Annotated in this window: 16 protein-coding genes and 1 pseudogene; 12 read left to right on the forward strand and 5 right to left on the reverse strand. The window is 72.7% G+C overall.

Annotated elements, in window-relative coordinates:
- The 6 genes and pseudogenes from PSH25_RS02585 to PSH25_RS02610 form a co-directional block, all read left to right on the forward strand.
- Positions 1 to 635, forward strand: a pseudogene (locus PSH25_RS02585) (hypothetical protein); the annotation flags it as partial.
- Between the two features lie 23 nt (positions 636 to 658).
- Positions 659 to 1,633, forward strand: a complete 975-nt coding sequence (locus PSH25_RS02590) for an alpha/beta fold hydrolase (protein WP_238657417.1) — start codon at positions 659 to 661, stop codon at positions 1,631 to 1,633.
- 5 nt (positions 1,634 to 1,638) lie between these two features.
- Entirely contained in the window at positions 1,639 to 2,493 is an 855-nt protein-coding gene (locus PSH25_RS02595) for a DUF3152 domain-containing protein (RefSeq protein WP_238657418.1), read from the forward strand.
- A gap of 186 nt (positions 2,494 to 2,679) precedes the next feature.
- On the forward strand, positions 2,680 to 3,417 hold the full coding sequence (locus PSH25_RS02600) for a DUF3152 domain-containing protein (RefSeq protein WP_238657419.1): 738 nt from the start codon (positions 2,680 to 2,682) through the stop codon (positions 3,415 to 3,417).
- A 123-nt stretch (positions 3,418 to 3,540) separates the two neighbouring features.
- Positions 3,541 to 4,722, forward strand: a complete 1,182-nt coding sequence (moeZ, locus tag PSH25_RS02605; RefSeq protein ID WP_238657420.1) for an adenylyltransferase/sulfurtransferase MoeZ — start codon at positions 3,541 to 3,543, stop codon at positions 4,720 to 4,722.
- A 157-nt stretch (positions 4,723 to 4,879) separates the two neighbouring features.
- Positions 4,880 to 5,767 (forward strand): prenyltransferase/squalene oxidase repeat-containing protein, encoded by an 888-nt coding sequence (locus PSH25_RS02610; RefSeq protein WP_238657431.1) that lies wholly within the window; start codon positions 4,880 to 4,882, stop codon positions 5,765 to 5,767.
- Positions 5,768 to 5,779: 12 nt separating this feature from the next.
- Here PSH25_RS02610 and PSH25_RS02615 read toward each other — a convergent pair whose 3' ends face one another.
- Complete coding sequence (locus PSH25_RS02615) at positions 5,780 to 7,021, reverse strand: glutamate-5-semialdehyde dehydrogenase (protein ID WP_238657421.1); 1,242 nt, start codon at positions 7,019 to 7,021, stop codon at positions 5,780 to 5,782.
- Positions 7,022 to 7,031: 10 nt separating this feature from the next.
- Positions 7,032 to 8,189 carry a glutamate 5-kinase gene (gene proB / locus PSH25_RS02620; protein WP_238657422.1) on the reverse strand — a complete coding sequence of 386 codons (1,158 nt, stop codon included), beginning with the start codon at positions 8,187 to 8,189 and terminating at the stop codon, positions 7,032 to 7,034.
- A gap of 13 nt (positions 8,190 to 8,202) precedes the next feature.
- Between proB and PSH25_RS02625 the strand changes: the two genes are divergently transcribed.
- From PSH25_RS02625 to PSH25_RS02635, 3 genes are read left to right on the forward strand one after another with little or no spacing between them, the layout of a single operon-like run.
- The gene (locus PSH25_RS02625) at positions 8,203 to 8,517 is read left to right on the forward strand and encodes an MGMT family protein (RefSeq protein ID WP_238657423.1); all 315 of its coding nucleotides are present in this window, start codon (positions 8,203 to 8,205) and stop codon (positions 8,515 to 8,517) included.
- 32 nt (positions 8,518 to 8,549) lie between these two features.
- Positions 8,550 to 9,935: an MFS transporter gene (locus PSH25_RS02630; protein WP_238657424.1), complete on the forward strand. Its 1,386-nt coding sequence runs from the start codon at positions 8,550 to 8,552 to the stop codon at positions 9,933 to 9,935.
- 27 nt (positions 9,936 to 9,962) lie between these two features.
- A complete protein-coding gene (locus tag PSH25_RS02635) occupies positions 9,963 to 11,471 on the forward strand; it encodes a pyridoxal phosphate-dependent decarboxylase family protein (protein WP_238657425.1) in 1,509 nt (502 codons plus the stop codon).
- Between the two features lie 52 nt (positions 11,472 to 11,523).
- Here PSH25_RS02635 and PSH25_RS02640 read toward each other — a convergent pair whose 3' ends face one another.
- Together PSH25_RS02640 and PSH25_RS02645 are read right to left on the reverse strand one after the other, a co-directional pair.
- Positions 11,524 to 12,729 (reverse strand): hypothetical protein, encoded by a 1,206-nt coding sequence (locus tag PSH25_RS02640; RefSeq protein WP_238657426.1) that lies wholly within the window; start codon positions 12,727 to 12,729, stop codon positions 11,524 to 11,526.
- Positions 12,722 to 13,279, reverse strand: coding sequence for a SigE family RNA polymerase sigma factor (locus PSH25_RS02645; RefSeq protein WP_372492700.1), 558 nt, complete (start codon positions 13,277 to 13,279; stop codon positions 12,722 to 12,724). The genes PSH25_RS02640 and PSH25_RS02645 overlap by 8 nt, the downstream gene beginning before the upstream one ends.
- Before the next feature lie 207 nt (positions 13,280 to 13,486).
- Between PSH25_RS02645 and PSH25_RS02650 the strand changes: the two genes are divergently transcribed.
- On the forward strand, positions 13,487 to 14,068 hold the full coding sequence (locus PSH25_RS02650; protein WP_238657427.1) for an NADH-quinone oxidoreductase subunit B: 582 nt from the start codon (positions 13,487 to 13,489) through the stop codon (positions 14,066 to 14,068).
- A gap of 97 nt (positions 14,069 to 14,165) precedes the next feature.
- Complete coding sequence (locus PSH25_RS02655; protein ID WP_238657428.1) at positions 14,166 to 15,482, forward strand: DUF2252 domain-containing protein; 1,317 nt, start codon at positions 14,166 to 14,168, stop codon at positions 15,480 to 15,482.
- Positions 15,483 to 15,498: 16 nt separating this feature from the next.
- Here PSH25_RS02655 and PSH25_RS02660 read toward each other — a convergent pair whose 3' ends face one another.
- On the reverse strand, positions 15,499 to 16,545 hold the full coding sequence (locus tag PSH25_RS02660; RefSeq protein WP_238657429.1) for a glucose 1-dehydrogenase: 1,047 nt from the start codon (positions 16,543 to 16,545) through the stop codon (positions 15,499 to 15,501).
- A 105-nt stretch (positions 16,546 to 16,650) separates the two neighbouring features.
- Here PSH25_RS02660 and PSH25_RS02665 point away from each other — a divergent pair.
- Positions 16,651 to 17,269: NADH-quinone oxidoreductase subunit C (locus PSH25_RS02665; RefSeq protein WP_238657430.1), on the forward strand; the 619-nt coding region annotated here is incomplete at its 3' end.

The following is a 17,269-nucleotide window of genomic DNA, read 5'->3' on the forward strand; positions in this document are numbered from 1 at the left end:
AGGCTGCACCGGCCGGCCCGGAGCAGCGGACCAGCACGGACCCGACGCGCCGCCGCCGGTCGAACGCCCCGCACCGGGGTCGCGCCACGGTGGAGGAGCCCGGATCGGTCTCGGCCGCGCCGGCCGGTGCCGCGACCGGTAGCCCGGCGACGCTGGGCACGTCGTACTCCGGTGGTCAGGTGACCACGACGGAGTCCGCGCCGTCCCGGCCGCTGGAGACCGGCGACACGCCGGGGCCGCGCGTGGTGATCGACCACGTGCAGGTCAGCACCTTCGGCCTGGACGCGAACGTGGAGGTCCGGCTGCTGGCCGGGGGCGACAGCGCCTCCGGGTACGCCACCGGGCCGGCGGTGGACGGCTACGTGCTGCGGCTCTGCGCGGTGGCGGCGGCTGCCGCGGTGGACGAGTTGCTGCGCGGCGCCGACAACGCCGAGCGGGGGCGCTGCTTCGTCGAACACGCGGCGGTGGTGCCGTTCGGCAATTGCGAGGTGGCCACCGTGGTGGCGTTGCTGGTCTGTGAGGGTTGGGTCGAGCAGCTCGCCGGGTCGGCCCTGGTCGCGGGTGATCCGCGTCAGGCGGTGGTCCGGGCGACGCTCGCGGCGGTCAACCGTCGGCTGGAGGCGCTGCTGTCCTGAGTGGTCCGGGGCAGACTGGAACGATGAGAAGCGCCACCCTCTGGCCGGACCACCTGCTCCCCGACCACCGTGTCCCGCCGCCGTGGCCGGGCCGGGAAGTCCGCCTCGACGGCCGGGTCACGTACGTGCGGGACACCCCGGCCACCGCCGATGGCGCGGAACCGGCGCTTTATGTGCACGGGCTGGGCGGGTCGTCGCAGAACTGGACCGACCTCGCCGGGCTGCTCGCCGACCGGCTGGACGGTCAGGCCATCGACCTGCCCGGCTTCGGCCGTAGCGAGCCGGGCCCCCGTTACACGATCCCGGCCTTCGCGGATCTGGTCGTCCGCTGGATCGAGCATTCCGGTCGAGGGCCGGTGCACCTGTTCGGCAACTCGCTGGGCGGCGCGGTCGCGGTCCAGGTCGCCGGGCTCCGGCCGGACCTGGTCCGAACCCTCACCCTGATCTCCCCGGCGCTGCCCTTCCTGGATTTCCGGCGCTCGTTGCAGGGGCGGATGCTGCCGGTGCTCGCCATTCCACGCGGTGAACGGCTGGTCGCCCGGAGACTCACCCAGCTCGCGCCCGAGGTGATGGCCCAGCAGGTGCTGGAGGCGTGCGTGGCCGACCTCAGCCGGATCTGCGATCAGCGCCGGGCCGAGGCGCTGGAGGAGATCCGGGTGCGGTACGAGGCGGAGCACTACGCCGCCGCGTACGTCCGGACGTTCCGTGGGCTGGTCTCCAGCTTCCTGCGGGCGTACCTGCCGGGGCCGGGGTCGCTGTGGCGTCTCGCCGAGGCGGTGCGCGCACCGACCCTGGTGGTGGGCGGTCGCCAGGACCGCCTGGTCGACGTGCGGGTCGCGCCGCAGACCGCCCGGGTCATTCCGGACAGCCGATTGATGATGCTCGACGGGGTCGGTCATGTGGCGCAGTTGGAGGTTCCCCGGCTGGTTGCCCGCGCGGTGGTCGGCCTGCTCGCCGAAACGGAGGACGCCGCGGGGCGGTCCGATCTGGCAGGCTGACGTGGATGCCCAGCTCAGCCCGCCTCCCTGGTCGCCGTCGGCGATGTTTCGCGCTGCTCGCCCAACTGGTGGCGGTGGTGGTGGCCGTCGGCGCGGCGGTGACTGTGATCGCCGAGGGGCCGGGCGGGCACCCCGGTGCCGACCGGCTGGCCGCCGACGAGATCCGCACCCCGCCGCCGCTGGTGGCCGGGCCGCTGCACCCATCGGCCGAGCCGTCGCCCTCCGCCGCGGTGCCGTCCAGCCTGCCCCCGGTGTTGCGGGTGCCAGGAGCGGTGCCGAGCGCCGGCACGGGCAGGTTCGGCTACCACCCCCGCTCCGGTCCGGTGCTGGGTCGGGCGGGTGAGCTGCGGCGTTACCGGGTCGCGGTGGAGTCGGGCAGTGGTGCGGACGCCGCCGAGTTCGCCCAGGCGGTTCAGGTGGCGCTCGCCGGGCCGGGCAGTTGGGTCGACAGCGGCCGGCTGCGGCTACAGCAGGTGCCCGGGGCTGCGCCTCGGGACTTCACGGTCTACCTGGCCACCGCCCGCACCGCGGGTCGGATGTGCGCCGAGGGTGGGGTGGACATCCGGATCGGCGGTCGGCCGTACACGTCCTGTCGGGCGCCCGGCCAGGTGATCATCAACCTGGATCGGTGGCGGTTGTCCGTGCCGCACTTCGTCTCGGCCGGCGTGCCGCTGACCGTCTACCGGACGTACGTGGTCAACCACGAGGTGGGTCACCAGCTTGGGCATCGGCACGAGCGCTGCCCCGGTGCGGGCCGGCCGGCGCCGGTGATGATGCAGCAGACGCTCTTCCTCAACGGGTGCCGGGTCAACCCGTGGCCGTACCTGAACGGACGTCGGTACACCGGCCCCGCTCTCTGAGTCGATCGGCTCGACACGCCGACCACTGACCCCCATCAGGCGGCTTGCGGCAATAGCGATAAAAATGGAGAAATGCCCGAATAATCTGGCACGCTTGACTCCATGACGCCGTCGTCCCCTTACGGCCCGCCCCGGCCGCCCGACCACCGGTCGGCGTTTCGGGGTGTGCGTCCCGCGTTCGTTCGGATGCACCGGCGTCGTCGCCGCAGCATGCTGCTCGGCCTGCTCGTGCTCGCCGCCGCCATCGGCGTGACGGTGAGCCGGGGCGGTGAGCCGTCAGGCGAGCCGCCGGCCACCACCCAGGGCGGAATGGGCCACGGAGGTGGGGTGGCCGCGCACCCGGCGCCCACCAGCTACCCGTCGGTCGGAGCGGGACGCTTCACGGTGGCCGACGGCGAGACACCCGTGCACGGCACGGACGGGCCGCTGCGCCGTTACCGGGTCGTCGTCGAACGCGGCGCCGGCCAGGACGCCGACGTGTTCGCCGCCAGGGTGGACGAGGTGCTGGCCGACCCGCGCAGTTGGATCGCGTCCGATGAGCTGCGGGTGCAACGGGTGGCCGACGCCGGGGCCGCCGACTTCACCATCTACCTGGCCACCCCGGTCACCTCCGAGCGGATGTGCGCCGAGGGCGGGTTGACCACCGAGGGCTACACCTCCTGTCGCCTGCCCGGCCAGGTCATCATCAACCTGGCCCGCTGGATGGAGGCGGTCCCCGACTACGGCGCTTCCCTGGACACCTACCGGACGTACGTCATCAACCACGAGGTGGGACACGAGTTCGGCGAGGAGCACGAGGCGTGCCCCGGCCCGGGGGAGCCCGCCCCGGTGATGCAGCAGCAGACGTACGGCCTGCAGGGCTGCGTCGCCAACGCCTGGCCATACCTCGACGGTCGTCGCTACGCGGGGGACATCGTCCCCTGATCGGCCGGCTCGTCGGTTATTCCCGCTCCCGCATACCGGACCACGTGTCGTCCCTCATGGCCGAGCGGGGCTCCCGCGAGCAACAATGGCGCGGTTCACACCGCCGATCCCGGGGAGTCCACCGTGTCGTTGCCCCCGCTCGTCGAGCCCGCCGCCGAGCTGACCGTAGACGAGATCCGCCGCTACTCCCGTCACTTGATCATTCCGGACGTCGGGGTGACCGGCCAGAAGCGGCTGAAGAACGCCCGGGTGCTCTGTGTCGGCGCCGGTGGCCTCGGGTCGCCCGCCCTGATGTACCTCGCCGCGGCCGGGGTCGGCACGCTCGGCATCATCGACTTCGACACCGTCGACGAGTCCAACCTGCAGCGCCAGATCATCCACGGCGTCTCCGACATCGGCCGGTCCAAGGCCGAGTCCGCCGCCGCGTCGATCCGCGAGATCAACCCGCTGGTCAACGTGGAGATCCACAACACCGCGCTGGACCGGGAGAACGTCCGCGAGATCTTCGCCCAGTACGACCTGATCGTGGACGGCACCGACAACTTCGCCACCCGCTACATGGTCAACGACGCGGCGGTGCTGCTCGGTAAGCCGTACGTCTGGGGCTCGATCTACCGCTTCGACGGCCAGGCGTCGGTGTTCTGGGCCGAGCACGGCCCCTGCTACCGCTGCCTCTACCCGGAGCCGCCGCCGCCCGGCATGGTTCCGTCCTGCGCCGAGGGTGGCGTGCTCGGCGTGCTCTGCGCGTCGATCGGCTCGATCCAGGTGAACGAGGCGATCAAGCTGCTCACCGGCATCGGTGAGCCGCTGGTCGGCCGCCTGATGGTCTACGACGCGCTGGAGATGGAATACCGCAAGATCAAGGTCCGCAAGGACCCGAACTGCGCGCTCTGCGGTGACAACCCGACGGTCACCGACCTGCTGGAAGACTACGAGGACTTCTGCGGCGCGGTCTCCGAGGAGGCCCAGGAGGCGACGCTCGACTCGACCATCACCGCCCTGGAGCTCAAGGAGTGGCAGGACGCCGGCAAGGACATCTTCCTCGTCGACGTGCGCGAGCCGGCCGAGTACGAGATCGTCCGGATCCCCGGCGCCACCCTGATCCCCAAGGGCGACATCATCTCCGGTGAGGCCCTCGCGAAGCTCCCGCAGGACCGGCAGATCGTGCTGCACTGCAAGTCCGGTGTCCGCTCCGCGGAGGCGCTCGCCGCGCTCAAGGCGGCCGGATTCAAGGACGCCGTGCACGTGCAGGGCGGCGTGCTCTCCTGGATCAAGCAGATCGACCCGTCACTGCCCGCGTACTGACGATCGAACCGGGGCGGCCACGCCGCCGAGCCGGACCGGCCCGCACGGCCGCCCCGGCCGGACCGGCCGCCCCGGCGAGATCCAGCCCGCCGCCCCGGCAAATCGACGCAGATGACGCCGAGCGGCCGTACGACCGGAGCGACGCAGCCATTCCGGGCTGGCCGATTCTCTGAGGCGGCATCGCGTCTGCGCAGGTAGCGTCTCCGCCGTGGTCGACTTGGAAGCCGCGATCGGGTACGTCGTGGCGCATGGGGATGCGGTGGAACGCGCCCGCCTCTCCTGGCTCCGCAACGGCACCACCGTGCCCGCCGAGTTGCTGGCGACGGCCGAGGTCGGCCAGTCGCCGGACGGCGGTTGGCCGGCCACCTGGGGCGGCGAGATCGCCTCGATCGACGCCACCTGCTTCCGGCTCGCCGAGCTGGACGACCTGGGCGCGCTCGGCCGTCCCGCCGCCCGCCGCGCACTGGACTGGCTGGCGTCCCGGCAGCAGGCCGACGGCGGTTGGGAAGAGGACGCGTCGCTTGCCGACTCGGCCCCTGAGTGGGCCCGGCCCGGCGACCCGGAGGCCGGGTTCCTCGTGTCGGCCAACGCCGGTTTCTGGCTCACCGTCGCCGGCCTGGACGCCCGGGCCTCGGGTCCGCTCGATCATCGGGTCGGCGGGGCGTACGCCGGGGTGGTGCAGGCGGCGGCCCACTCGCTCGCCGCGCGGCTGCGCCCGGACGGTAGCTGGCCGTCGTTCCTCGCCGCCGGTTGGCTGAGCGCGGCCGTGCTGCACCGGCAGGAGATGTTCCAGGAGTCGGCGCGGATCCAGGTGGTGCTCGCCGAGCGGATGCCGAAGATGTCCCCGGGGGACGTGGCGTGGCTGGCGGCCACGCTGCGCCGCGCCGGCGTCGACCCACAAGACTGGATCATGGTGCGGGCGCTGCGCCGGCTGACCGAGACCCAGCGCAGCGACGGCGGCTGGGAGAGCGAGGACGGCCACCAGTTCGACGTGCACGCCACGCTGGCCGCGATCCGGGCGGCCCGGCCCGCGCCGCCCGGCTGAACCGCCCCGCCTCTAGCGCAGGTGCCCGTCGCCGGTGACGACGTACTTGGTGCTGGTCAGCTCGGGCAGGCCCATCGGACCGCGGGCGTGCAGCTTCTGCGTGGAGATGCCGATCTCCGCGCCGAAGCCGAACTCGCCCCCGTCGGTGAACCGGGTCGAGGCGTTCACCATCACCGCCGCCGCGTCCACCCTCGCGACGAAGTCGCGGGCCGCGCTCGCCGAGTCGGTGAGGATCGCCTCCGTGTGCCCGGTGCCGAAGCGGCGGATGTGCGCGACCGCCGCGTCCAGCGAGTCGACCACCGCCACCGAGATGTCGGCGGACAGGTACTCGGTGGCGTAGTCCTCCTCGGTGGCCGGGACCACGGCGGCGGAGTACGCGGCGACCTCGGGTGAACCGTGCACGGTCACCCCCGCCTCGGCGAACGCGGCCAGCACCGGCGGCAGGAACGCGTCGGCGATGCCGGCGTGCACCAGCAGCGACTCGGCGGTGTTGCAGGTGGACAGGCGTTGCGTCTTGGCGTTCAGCGTCACCGCGACGGCCTTCGCCAGGTCGGCGGCGGCGTCGACGTAGACGTGGCAGTTGCCCACCCCGGTCTCGATCACCGGCACGGTCGACTCCTCGACCACGGTGCGGATCAGCGACGCGCCACCGCGCGGAATGAGCACGTCGACGAGCCCTCGGGCGCGCATCAGCTCCTTGACCGAGTCACGGGAGCTGGCGTCGAGCAACTGCACCGCGTCGGCGGGCAGACCGGCCCCGGCGACCGCGTCGCGCAGCACCGCGACCAGCGCGGCGTTCGAGTGCGCGGCCGACGACGACCCACGCAGCAGCGCCGCGTTGCCGGACTTGAGGCAGATCCCCGCGGCGTCCACGGTCACGTTGGGCCGCGCCTCGTAGATGATGCCGACCACCCCGAACGGCACCCGGATCTGGCGCAGCTCCAGGCCGTTGGGCAGGGTGGACCCGCGGACCACCTCGCCGACCGGGTCGGGCAACGCGGCCATCTCACGCAGGGCGTCGGCGATGCCGGTCACCCGACCCGCGTCGAGCGCGAGCCGGTCCAGCACGGCCGCGCTCAGCCCGGCCTCGCGGCCGGCCGCCAGGTCCGTCCCGTTCGCGGTCAGGATCTCCGGGGTACGCACCACCAGCGCGTCGGCCATCGCCACCAGCGCGGCGTCCTTGACCGTACGCGTGGCAACGGCCAACTCCGCGGCGGCGTCCCGCGCCCGTCGCGCCTGCTCAACCACGCTCATAATTAACTCCTTAGAGCAGCACCAGGTCGTCGCGGTGGACGACCTCTCGTTCGTACGCCGGGCCGAGCGCCGCGGCGAGTTCGGACGTGGAGCGGCCGAGCAGCCCGGGCAGCTCCACCGCGTCGTAGTTGACCAGCCCTCGGGCGACCGATGCGCCGGCGGTGTCCACCAGGTCCACCGGGTCGCCGGCTGTGAACGTGCCGTCCACGGCGGTGATGCCGGCCGGGAGCAGCGACTTGCGCCGCCCGACGACGGCGGCGACCGCGCCCGGGTCGAGGTGCAGCCGGCCCCGGGGCGAGGTGGCGTGGGCCAGCCAGAACAGCCGGGCCGTCGGGCGTTGCCGCTGCGGGTGGAAGAGCGTGCCGACCGGTTCGCCGGCCAGCGCCTGCGTGGCCAGGTCGGCGGCGGTGAGCACCACCGGGATGCCGAAGCCGGTGGCGATCCGGGCCGCCTCGACCTTGGTCACCATGCCACCGGTGCCGACGCCGGACCGGCCGGCCCCGCCGATGGTGATGCCGGCGAGGTCCGCGTCGTCGCGCACCTCGGCGATCCGGGTCGAGTGCGGGTTGGTGGGGTCGCCGGTCCAGAGCGCGTCCACGTCGGAGAGGAGCACCAGCAGGTCGGCGTGCACCAGCGCGGCCACCAGCGCGGCCAGCCGGTCGTTGTCGCCGAACCGGATCTCCTGGGTGGCCACCGTGTCGTTCTCGTTGACGATCGGCACCGCCCGCAGGTCGAGCAGCTTGCGCAGCGTCCGGTACGCGTTGCGGTAGTGCGCCCGCCGGGTCACGTCGTCGACGGTGAGCAGCACCTGGCCGACGGTGCGGCCGTGCCGGGCGAAGCTGGCCGCGTACCTGCCGATCAGTAGCCCCTGCCCGACGCTGGCGGCGGCCTGCTGGGTGGCCAGGTCGCGCGGGCGTCGGGACAACCCGAGCGGGGCGAGCCCGGCGGCGATGGCGCCGGAGGACACCAGCACCACCTCGCGGCCTTCGGCGGTGAGCCGACCAAGGGTGTCGACGAGCGTGTCGACGCGCTCGTCGGCCAACCCGCCGGTGGCGGTGGTCAACGAGGAGGATCCGATCTTGACGACGACCCGCCGGGCCGTCGTGACTGCGTCGCGCACCCGACCATTCTGCGTGGTCACGGCCGCACCGCCCGGCGGCGTTCCCATATGGTGGCGGATTGTGACTCCTGACGAGTACGTCGAGGCGGTGCTCGACCTGGTGGAGCGGATCCCGGAGGGTCGGGTCATGTCCTACGGCGGGGTGGCCGACGCGCTGTCCGAGCGTTCGGGACGCGCCTCGGCCCGGTTGGTCGGCAACATCATGGCCCGGCACGGAGGCTCGGTGCCCTGGCACCGGGTGGTGACGGCGAGTGGTCGCCTGCCGCCGGGGCACGAGCGGGAGGCGCGGGCCCGACTGCGGGCCGAGGGAGTGCCGCTGCGCGGCGAGGGGGTGGACATCACGGCGGCGGGCTGGTCGCCTGATGAGGGGATGTGACCGCCGTCCTAACGTGAGTAACATTCGGGCCCATGAAAACGCCGCCGGGCGCCGGCTCGTCAGCCACCGGCTCGCTGCCCCGATCGGTGCACGCCGGCTACGCGCTCGGTTCACTGGCGACCGGAGCGTTCGGCACCGTGCCCGGCCTGCTGCTGCTGCCGTACCTGACCGACACCCTGGGCGTGGCCGCCGGGCTGGCCGCCCTGCTGGTGCTGCTGCCCAAGGCATGGGACGTGCTGGTCAACCCGGTCGCCGGGCGGATCTCCGACCGCACCCGGTCACGGTGGGGTGCCCGCCGGCCGTACCTGCTCGTCGCCGGCCTCGCGCTCGCCGTCCTGTTCGCGTCGATCTTCGCCGCGCCCTTCGGTAACGGTCCGGCCGCCGTGGCGTACGTGGCGTTCGCCTTCCTCGCCACCGCCACCGCGTTCGCCTTCTTCCAGGTGCCGTACGTGGCGATGCCGGCGGAGTTGACCGGCGACTACGCCGAGCGCACCCGGTTGATGACCTGGCGGATCGCGGTGCTGGCGCTGGCCATCCTGGTCTCCGGCGCGGTCGCGCCGCTGGTCGTGAGCGCCGGCGGTGACGGCGTGGTCGGGCACCGCTGGATGGGCCTGTTCGTGGCCGTGCTGATCGCCCTCGGCGCGATCGGCGCGTTCCTGGGCACCCGGTCCGCGCCGACCGGCACGGTGGGCGAGAGCGAGCCGACCCTGCGCGCCCAGCTCGCCGTGGCCGGCGCCAACCGGCCGTTCCGGGCGTTGCTGATCTGCTTCGTGGTGCAGTCCGCCGGGGTGGCCACGATCCTGGCCGGGGTCAACTACTTCGCGGGGCAGATCCTGCGCGACGAGGAGAGCGGCCCGACCCTGCTCTTCGTCTGCTTCGTCGGGCCGGCGCTGCTGGTGATGCCGATCTGGACCCGGATCGGTGCCCGGCTGGGCAAGCGGACCGCGCTTGTCGTCGCCTCGCTGATCCTCGCCGTCGGCGCGTTCGCCCTGGTCGCCGCGCCGGTGCTGCCGCCGGTCGCCGTCTATCTCGTGGTCGCGCTGATCGGCGTGGGGTACGCCGGGCAGCAGGTCTTCGCGCTGGCCATGTTGCCGGACTGCATCGCGCACGAGACGGCGCGCACCGGTCGACGGCAGGCGGGCGTCTTCACCGGGCTGTGGACCGCCGGGGAGACCTTCGGCCTGGCGCTCGGCCCGGGCATCTACGGGCTGGTGCTCCAGCTCTCCGGCTACGTCTCCTCCGACACCGGCTCGGCGGCGGCCCAGTCCGACACGGCGAGACTGGGCGTGCTCCTCGGCTTCACGCTGATCCCGGCCCTGCTGATCGCCCCTCCGATCCTCCTGCTCCGCCAGTACACCCTCACCGCCCACAGCGACCGGGTCGATCACGGAGTTGTGGCGGGGGACGAAAGTCGTTGACCGTCACGAGAAGGGCACCATGACTCCATGATCGACGAGAACAGGGTTGAGGCCGGGGCGCTCTCCGCTGCCGGCGTTCCCGCCGACGTTGCCCTCTCCGAGGTTCGGCAGTTGCGGGGCGCGGACCGGCCCACCCACGGGGGACGGCTGTTCGCGTACGTCTACGACCCGGCAGTGCCGGGGCTGGACGAGCTGGCCGCCGCCGCCCACCGGGAGAGCGCCCACGTCAACGGGTTGGACCCGACCGCGTTCCCGTCCCTGCTGGCCATGGAGAACGCGCTCGTCGGCGCCGCCGGCCGGGTGCTCGGCGCCGGCCCGGGCACCACCGCCCCGGACGTCGTCGGCAGCGTCACCAGCGGCGGCACCGAGTCGCTGATCCTCGCCGTCAAGACGGCCCGGGACGCCCACCCGGAGATCACCGAACCCCGGATCGTGGTGCCGTCGAGCGCGCACGCCGCGTTCGCCAAGGCGGCGCACTACCTGCGGGTGGCGCTTGACGTCGTGCCGGTCTCCCCGGACACGCTGCGCCCCGACCCGGCCGCGATGGCCGCCGCGATCCGCCCGGAGACGGTGCTTGTCGCCTGCTCCGCGCCGTCGTACGCGCACGGGGTGGTGGACCCGGTGGCGCAGATCGCGGCCGCCGCGGCCGAGGCCGGGGTGCGCTGCCACGTGGACGCCTGCTTCGGCGGCTGGACCCTGCCGTACCTGCGCCGCCTCGGGGAGCCGGTGCCGGCGTTCGACTTCGCGGTGCCCGGGGTCACCTCCATCTCGGTCGACCTGCACAAGTACGCGTACGCGCCGAAGGGGGTGTCGGTGCTGCTGCACCGCGACGCCACCCTGCGAGCCCCGCAGTACTTCGCGTACGCCGACTGGCCCGGCTACACGATGATCAACCCGGTGATCGCGTCCACCCGCTCGGGCGGCCCGATCGCCGCCGCGTACGCCACCGTGCGGCACCTCGGCGACGACGGTTACCTGCGGTTGGCCGCCGTCACCCGGGACGCGGTCGCCGGTCTGGCCGACGCGGTCCGTGCCGTCGACGGGTTGCGGCTGATGGCCGAGCCGGAGTCGACGGTGGTCTGCTTCACCGCCACCGAGGGTGGCCCCGACCTGTTCGTCCTGGTCGACGAGCTGACCGCGCGGGGCTGGCACACCCAACCCCAGCTCTCGTACGCCGGTCTGCCCGCCAGTGTGCACCTCACGGTGACCGCCGCGGTCGCGCCCCGGGTGGCCGAGTTCGGGCCGGACCTGGCCGAGGCGGTGGCCGCGGCCAGGGCCGCCGGCCCGGTCCGGCTGCCCGCCGAGTTGGGCGCGATGGTCGGTGCCCTCACCCCGGACGCACTGACTCCGGAGATGGTCGTCGGCCTGGCCGCCGGGCTGGGTCTGGGCGGCGAGCCGGGTTCGGACGCAGGGCCACTGCCGGAGCGGATGGCGCTGGTGAACACCCTGCTCGACGCCGCGCCGTCGGCGCTGCGCGAGCGGTTGCTCGTCGAGTTCGTCAGCCTGCTCCAGCGCCCCACCTGGGCGCCCAGCTGACCGTGCGCCACCGGGCCCGGCCGTCAGTACGGCCGGGCCCGATTCGGCCGGGTCAGGAAACCACCCGCACCTTCACGTAGTTGTCCTTGAAGGTCAGGTCCTGCCAGTGCCGGTCCTGGTCGTCGAAGTGCACCACCCGGACGCTGGGCTGGTTCAGCGCGGTCGGATCGACAAGCACATGGAACGTGTACGCCCGGCGCTCCCCGGACCGCAGGCCGGCTGAGCGACAGGTGGTCGCCGACTCGTCGCCTCCCCGCCACGGCACGCAGATCGACGAGTCGGCGTTGTTCATCGCCCCGATGCGCTCGATTTCGGCGAAGCCGAGGTGCGCCACGTCCACCGGCCCCCTGTTCGTCACGGTCAGGGTCAGGGTGCCTGGGCGCTTCCCGTCGGTGCCGGCCGGCCCGAGTACGAGGTTGCCGCCGGTCAGCACCAGGTCAGTCAGCCTGGGGTCCTTGCCGAAGGACCTCGGCCCGTCACTCTGGGTGAAACCGTCGCCCGTCCAGCGGTACGTCCGCCACTGCTTCTGCGCCCAGTAACTCGGCGTCGAGCAGCAGGGCTGGATGTCCGCCACCTCCGCCCGCACCCTCCCGTCCCCGGTGACGGCGGCGTCCGTGATGTCGTCGAACCCCTCCTTGGTGCCGACGACCCGAGCCATGGTCACGATCCGACCGTGCCCGTCGCGGTCGAACGCCACGAGTTGTTTCGCCGAGGCCTCGCCGAGCCGGCAGGTGACCAGGGCGACCGTCTCGGTCGCGCCATCGCCGTCCAGGTCGGTGTAGCTCAGGTCCAGGTCCGCCAGTGTCGACACACTGGTCTCGCGTCCCGAAGGCCGCAACCGAACGTCCGAGGTGGCGCAGTTCGATGCGTACGAGGGCCAGGCCGGCAGGTCGACGCGGGCGGCCAGCAACTGCGCCCGGCTGATCCGGCCGTCCGGCGCGGCCGGACTCGTGGTCGTGGTGGTGCTGGGCGTGAGCGGGGTGGACGGTGTCGGTGCGGGAGCGCTCGTCGGCGGTGTCGTCGGCTCGCCGGTCTGCGCCGGCACCGGCACCGACCCGTCGTCCCGTAGGGCGGCGTTGGCGACGATCGGTGCGACAGCCAGGGCAATCGCCGTCACGGCCACCGCCACCGCCTTCGTGCGCCGACGCCGACGAAGGGTACGCCGGGCCTGGTCAGGTCCCGGACCGGTGAGCTGGCAGACCGTCTCGGCGCGGTACGCGGCGAACCGGTCCCGTAGGCGCGGATCGATGTCAGACATTGCCTGTCCCCTCGGTGCTCTCGTCGAGCAGCCCCGCCAGCGCCAGCCGACCGCGGTGCAGCCAGGACTTGACCGTGCCCTCGGCCACCCCCTCCTGACTCGCGATCTCGTTGACCGGCAGGTCGGCGAGGTAGTGCAGGATGACGGCCCGTCGGTGGTTGGCGGGCAGTTGGGCCAGCGCGGCGTCGATCGCCACCCGATCGGGCGTCGGCCCGGCCATCGTGGCCTCGGCCCGCCGCTGCCGGAGCAGGTGGTTGCGGGCGGTCCGGAGCCGTCGCCAGCGGCTCCGGGCGAGGTTCCAGGCGACCTGACGGACCCAGGCGACCGGGTCGTCGTACCGGGCCAGCCGGTCCCAGCGGGCCAGGGCCCGGCAGAACGCCTCCTGCGCGAGGTCCTGGGCCTGCGAGAAGTCGCCCGTGTAGGCGCCCAGCTGGGTGGTCACGTTGCGGAAATGCGCGTGGTAGAAGTCGTCGAAGCTCACCGTCATGGTGTGCACCCCGGCCATCGCGGCGATTGCCCCCGGTGGCTCGTTGGCACGGGATCCCGTCATCACTGTCACTGCCCCTCCCCGTTCGCCGTCGGGCCCGTACCCGAGGCGGTCGTACCACTCGCTGATCTGCCGGGGCTGTTCCCGTGCTCCCCGTTGCGGCGGTCGTGCTCGGCGCGCCGTACCCCGTTAGAAGCCTCGAACGGGCCTCGGGGTTGCAGCCGGGCGCTGTGGTTGACTGTCGTGTGGGGGACAGGGAAGGGGGCGGTCGTGCAGCTGCCGGCAGTGCTCGGTGAGCCGATCCGGTTCGTGCTGAACTGGGGCCGCCGCTACTCGCTCTGGGTGTTCAACTTCGGTCTGGCCTGCTGTGCCATCGAGTTCATCGCCACCAGCATGGGTCGGCACGACTTCATCCGGCTCGGCGTGATCCCGTTCGCCCACGGCCCCCGCCAGGCCGACCTGATGGTGGTCTCCGGCACGGTGACCGACAAGATGGCCCCGGCGATCAAGCGGCTCTACGACCAGATGCCCGAGCCGAAGTACGTCATCTCGTTTGGCGCCTGCTCCAACTGCGGCGGCCCCTACTGGGACTCGTACTCGGTGACCAAGGGCGTCGACCAGCTCATCCCGGTCGACGTGTACGTGCCCGGCTGCCCGCCCCGGCCGGAGGCGCTGCTGCACGGCATCCTGCGCCTGCAGGAGAAGATCGCCGCCGAGCAGTCCGGCATCGGGGGTGTGCCGCAACGTGACGTGCTGGCCGCGCCGCTGGACGCCGCGCCCCGCGAGGCCGCCGCCCCACGCTCGGTCGACTCGCTCACCGCCCCGCCGGTACGCCCACCCGCCGCGACCTGAGGTCGGCGCGCTCGTCGCGCCTGGACGCCACGCAGCACGATCGATGGGTGGCTGGTTCGCCACCCCGTGGTGGATCCGCCGCACTAGCCTGCGCACTATGAGCAGCTCAGTGGACCAGCGGTCCGCCCACATCGTCGACGTGCTCACCGAGGAGTTCGGCGCGTCGATGGCGATCGACCCGTCCGCCTTCCGCCGCAAGTTCCGCAAGATGGCGGCTTCCCCGTTCGCCTTCTACCGGGGCAGCGCCGCGCTGTTCTACGCCGACCAGCGCGGCGACTTCGCCGACGACCGGTTCTCCGACGAGCGGACCAGCCGGGTGTGGATCCACGGTGACCTGCACGCGGAGAACTTCGGCACCTACATGAACGCCTCCGGGCAACTGGTGTTCAACGTCAACGACTTCGACGAGGCGTACGTCGGGCCGTTCACCTGGGACCTGCGTCGGCTCGCGGCCAGCGTGGCGCTGCTCGGCTACGGCAAGGCGCTCTCCGACACGGCGATCGGGGAACTGGTGGCCCGGTTCGCCCGGTCGTACCTGACCGAGCTGCGGGCCATCGCCGCAGGCGGTGACGACGCGATCGGCTCGATCACCCTGGACAACGCCGACGGGGTGCTGCGCCGGGTGCTCCAGCGGGCCCGGCTCAACACCCGCGTCGACCTGCTCGCCGAGCAGACCACCATCGACAACTACGAGCGCCGCTTCTCCATCGGTGACGGGGTCTTCGAAATCGACGACGCCACCCGGGACCTGGTCATCGCCGCCTTCCAGGACTACCTGGGCACCCTGCCGACCGCCTCGACGCGGCTCCGCCCGGTGGCGGCGCGGATCAAGGACGTGGTGCTGCGCAAGGGGGTGGGCATCGGCTCGGCCGGGCTGCCGTCGTACAACCTGCTGCTGGAGGGGCACACCCAGGCACTGGAGAACGACGTCGTCATCTACATGAAGCAGGCACAGGTGCCGGCCGTGGCGCGGTACGTCACCGACGAGTCGGTCCGCGGCTACTTCCAGCACCAGGGTCACCGGACCGCCGAGTCGCAGCGGGCGTTGCAGGCGCACGCCGACCCGTGGTTGGGCTTCACCGAGCTGAACGGGGCCGGTCAGCTCGTCGCCGAGGTCTCCCCGTACGCCGCCGACCTGGACTGGTCGGACGTGAACGAGCCGGAGGAGCTGACCGGGGTTCTCGTCGACCTTGGCCGGGCGGTGGCCCGGATGCACTCGGTCGCCGACGACGAATCCAGTCACGACCTGGTGGACTACTCCACCGAGGAGGCGATCGTCGCCGCGGTCGACGCCGACGAGTCGGGCTTCGTCACCCACCTGGTGGACTTCGCGCACGCGTACGGGGTGCGCGCCCGCCAGGACCACCAGCTCTTCGTCGACCTGTTCCGCAACGGTCGACTGCCGGGCATCTGATCGGGCGCGGCGTCGCTCAGGAGGCGAACTCCAGCACCACCTTGATGTCGTCCGGCCCGGGCGTGTACGCGTCGGCGTACCGGTTCACCGGCACCCGCCGGGTGATCAGCGACTCGAGCCAGACCTGGTCGGCGCGGGCGAGTGCCTGCGCGGCCATGTTCCAGTGCCGCCGGTTGGCGTTCACCGAGCCGAACACCACGTTGTTCTCCAGCACCAGCGCCCGGTTGAGAGCCCCGGCGTCGAAGTCGATGCTCCGGCCACCGCTGGACACACCGGCCAGGCAGACGATTCCGGTCGGGGCCGCCTTGCACATGACGTCGAGGACCACCGTCGGCGCGCCGGTGCACTCGATCACCACGTCCGGCTCGAAGGGCAGGTCGTTGACCGGCACCGCGTGGTAGGTGGCGCCGAGCCCGGCGACCAGCTCCGGCTTCGGCCCGTCGGTGGCCCGGTCCAGCACGTGGACGGTGAGCCCGCGCTGGGTGCCGAGCAACGCGGCCAGCAGGCCGATCGGCCCGGCCCCGGTCACCAGGACGGTCTGCGGCTGCCACTCGGCCCGGTGCCCGATCCGCTCGATGTGGTCCCAGGCCTTCGCCACCACACTTGTCGGCTCCAGCAGCACGCCGACCTGGGCCAGCGTCGGGTCGAGCGCGACCGCGAACCGCGGTTCGACCCGCCAGCGGTCCCGGGCGAACCCGGCCAGCCCCTTGATGCCGTGTTCGGTGTACTGACCGTTGCTGCACATGTCCCACTCGCCGACCGCGCAGTTCGGGCAGGGCACCGGGTCGGGGTAGCGGACGATCCCGGCCACCAGGTCACCGGGTTGCAGGGTGCCGCTGGAGTCCTCGATCACCCGGCCCAGTGACTCGTGCCCGATCACCAGGCGGTCCGCACCCGGCGGCGCCTCGCCGTACTCCCCGGCGATGATCTCGTGGTCGGTGCCGCAGATCCCCACCGCCAGTGCCTCGACCAGGACAGAACCCTCCTCGGCAGCCGGCTCCGGCTGATCCTCGACGAGGTTCAGCGAGTTGGCGACCCCGGGTCTCACTGTCACAGCGCGCACACCCTCATCTTTCCCCGCCGGGACGTGCGCCGCGCCCAAAGCCGGCAGATCGCTGGGCATCGGCGGCGGGCAGGCGCCGGCCCGACCGGCACTAGGATCAGCGGCATGACTCCCGAAGAGGTCGGCGCTCGACTGGTCGCGCTGCTCGCGCCGGTTGAGGCGACCCCGTCGGTCTCCGGCGGGCAACGGTTCGCCCGGGCCACCGTCGATGTGCCACCGGCGAGTTGGCTGACCGCGGTCTCCGCCGCCCGCGACGACGCCGAGCTGGCCTGCGACTTCTTCGACTGGCTCTCCGCCGTCGACGAGTTGGCCGAGGGCTTCGACGTGGTGGCGCACCTCTGGTCGACGCGACTGCGCCACGGCCTGCTGCTGCGTACCCGGTTGCCGCGCGGCGCGCCCACTGTCGCCTCGGTGGTCGACGTCTACCCCGGTGCCGCCTGGCACGAGCGGGAGACACACGAGATGTTCGGCATCGACTTCGCCGGCCACGGGGAGCTGTTGCCGCTGCTGCTGCCCCCGGAGTTCGAGGGCCACCCGCTGCGTAAGGAGTTCGTGCTCGCCTCCCGGGTGGCCAAGCCCTGGCCGGGTGCGAAGGAGCCGGGCGAGTCCGAGGCCGGCGGCGGGCGTCGACCGATCCGCCCGCCGGGCGTTCCCGCTCCGGGCGAGTGGGGGCCCACGCCCACCCCGGCTGGCGCCGGTGGGGTGGGGGAGGGCCCGCGTGGCG

The sequence above is a fragment of the Micromonospora foliorum genome (assembly GCF_022229015.1).
In the GTDB taxonomy this organism is placed as follows: domain Bacteria; phylum Actinomycetota; class Actinomycetes; order Mycobacteriales; family Micromonosporaceae; genus Micromonospora; species Micromonospora foliorum.

Excerpts from the sequence above, each read along its gene's own strand:
- PSH25_RS02590 (WP_238657417.1), top strand. The coding sequence starts at position 659 with ATGAGAAGCGCCACCCTCTGGCCGGACCACCTGCTCCCCGACCACCGT.
- PSH25_RS02595 (WP_238657418.1), top strand. The coding sequence starts at position 1,639 with ATGCCCAGCTCAGCCCGCCTCCCTGGTCGCCGTCGGCGATGTTTCGCG.
- PSH25_RS02600 (WP_238657419.1), top strand. The coding sequence starts at position 2,680 with ATGCACCGGCGTCGTCGCCGCAGCATGCTGCTCGGCCTGCTCGTGCTC.
- PSH25_RS02615 (WP_238657421.1), bottom strand. The coding sequence starts at position 7,021 with ATGAGCGTGGTTGAGCAGGCGCGACGGGCGCGGGACGCCGCCGCGGAG.
- proB (WP_238657422.1), bottom strand. The coding sequence starts at position 8,189 with ATGGGAACGCCGCCGGGCGGTGCGGCCGTGACCACGCAGAATGGTCGG.
- PSH25_RS02630 (WP_238657424.1), top strand. The coding sequence starts at position 8,550 with ATGAAAACGCCGCCGGGCGCCGGCTCGTCAGCCACCGGCTCGCTGCCC.
- PSH25_RS02635 (WP_238657425.1), top strand. The coding sequence starts at position 9,963 with ATGATCGACGAGAACAGGGTTGAGGCCGGGGCGCTCTCCGCTGCCGGC.
- PSH25_RS02640 (WP_238657426.1), bottom strand. The coding sequence starts at position 12,729 with ATGTCTGACATCGATCCGCGCCTACGGGACCGGTTCGCCGCGTACCGC.
- PSH25_RS02645 (WP_372492700.1), bottom strand. The coding sequence starts at position 13,279 with ATGACGGGATCCCGTGCCAACGAGCCACCGGGGGCAATCGCCGCGATG.
- PSH25_RS02655 (WP_238657428.1), top strand. The coding sequence starts at position 14,166 with ATGAGCAGCTCAGTGGACCAGCGGTCCGCCCACATCGTCGACGTGCTC.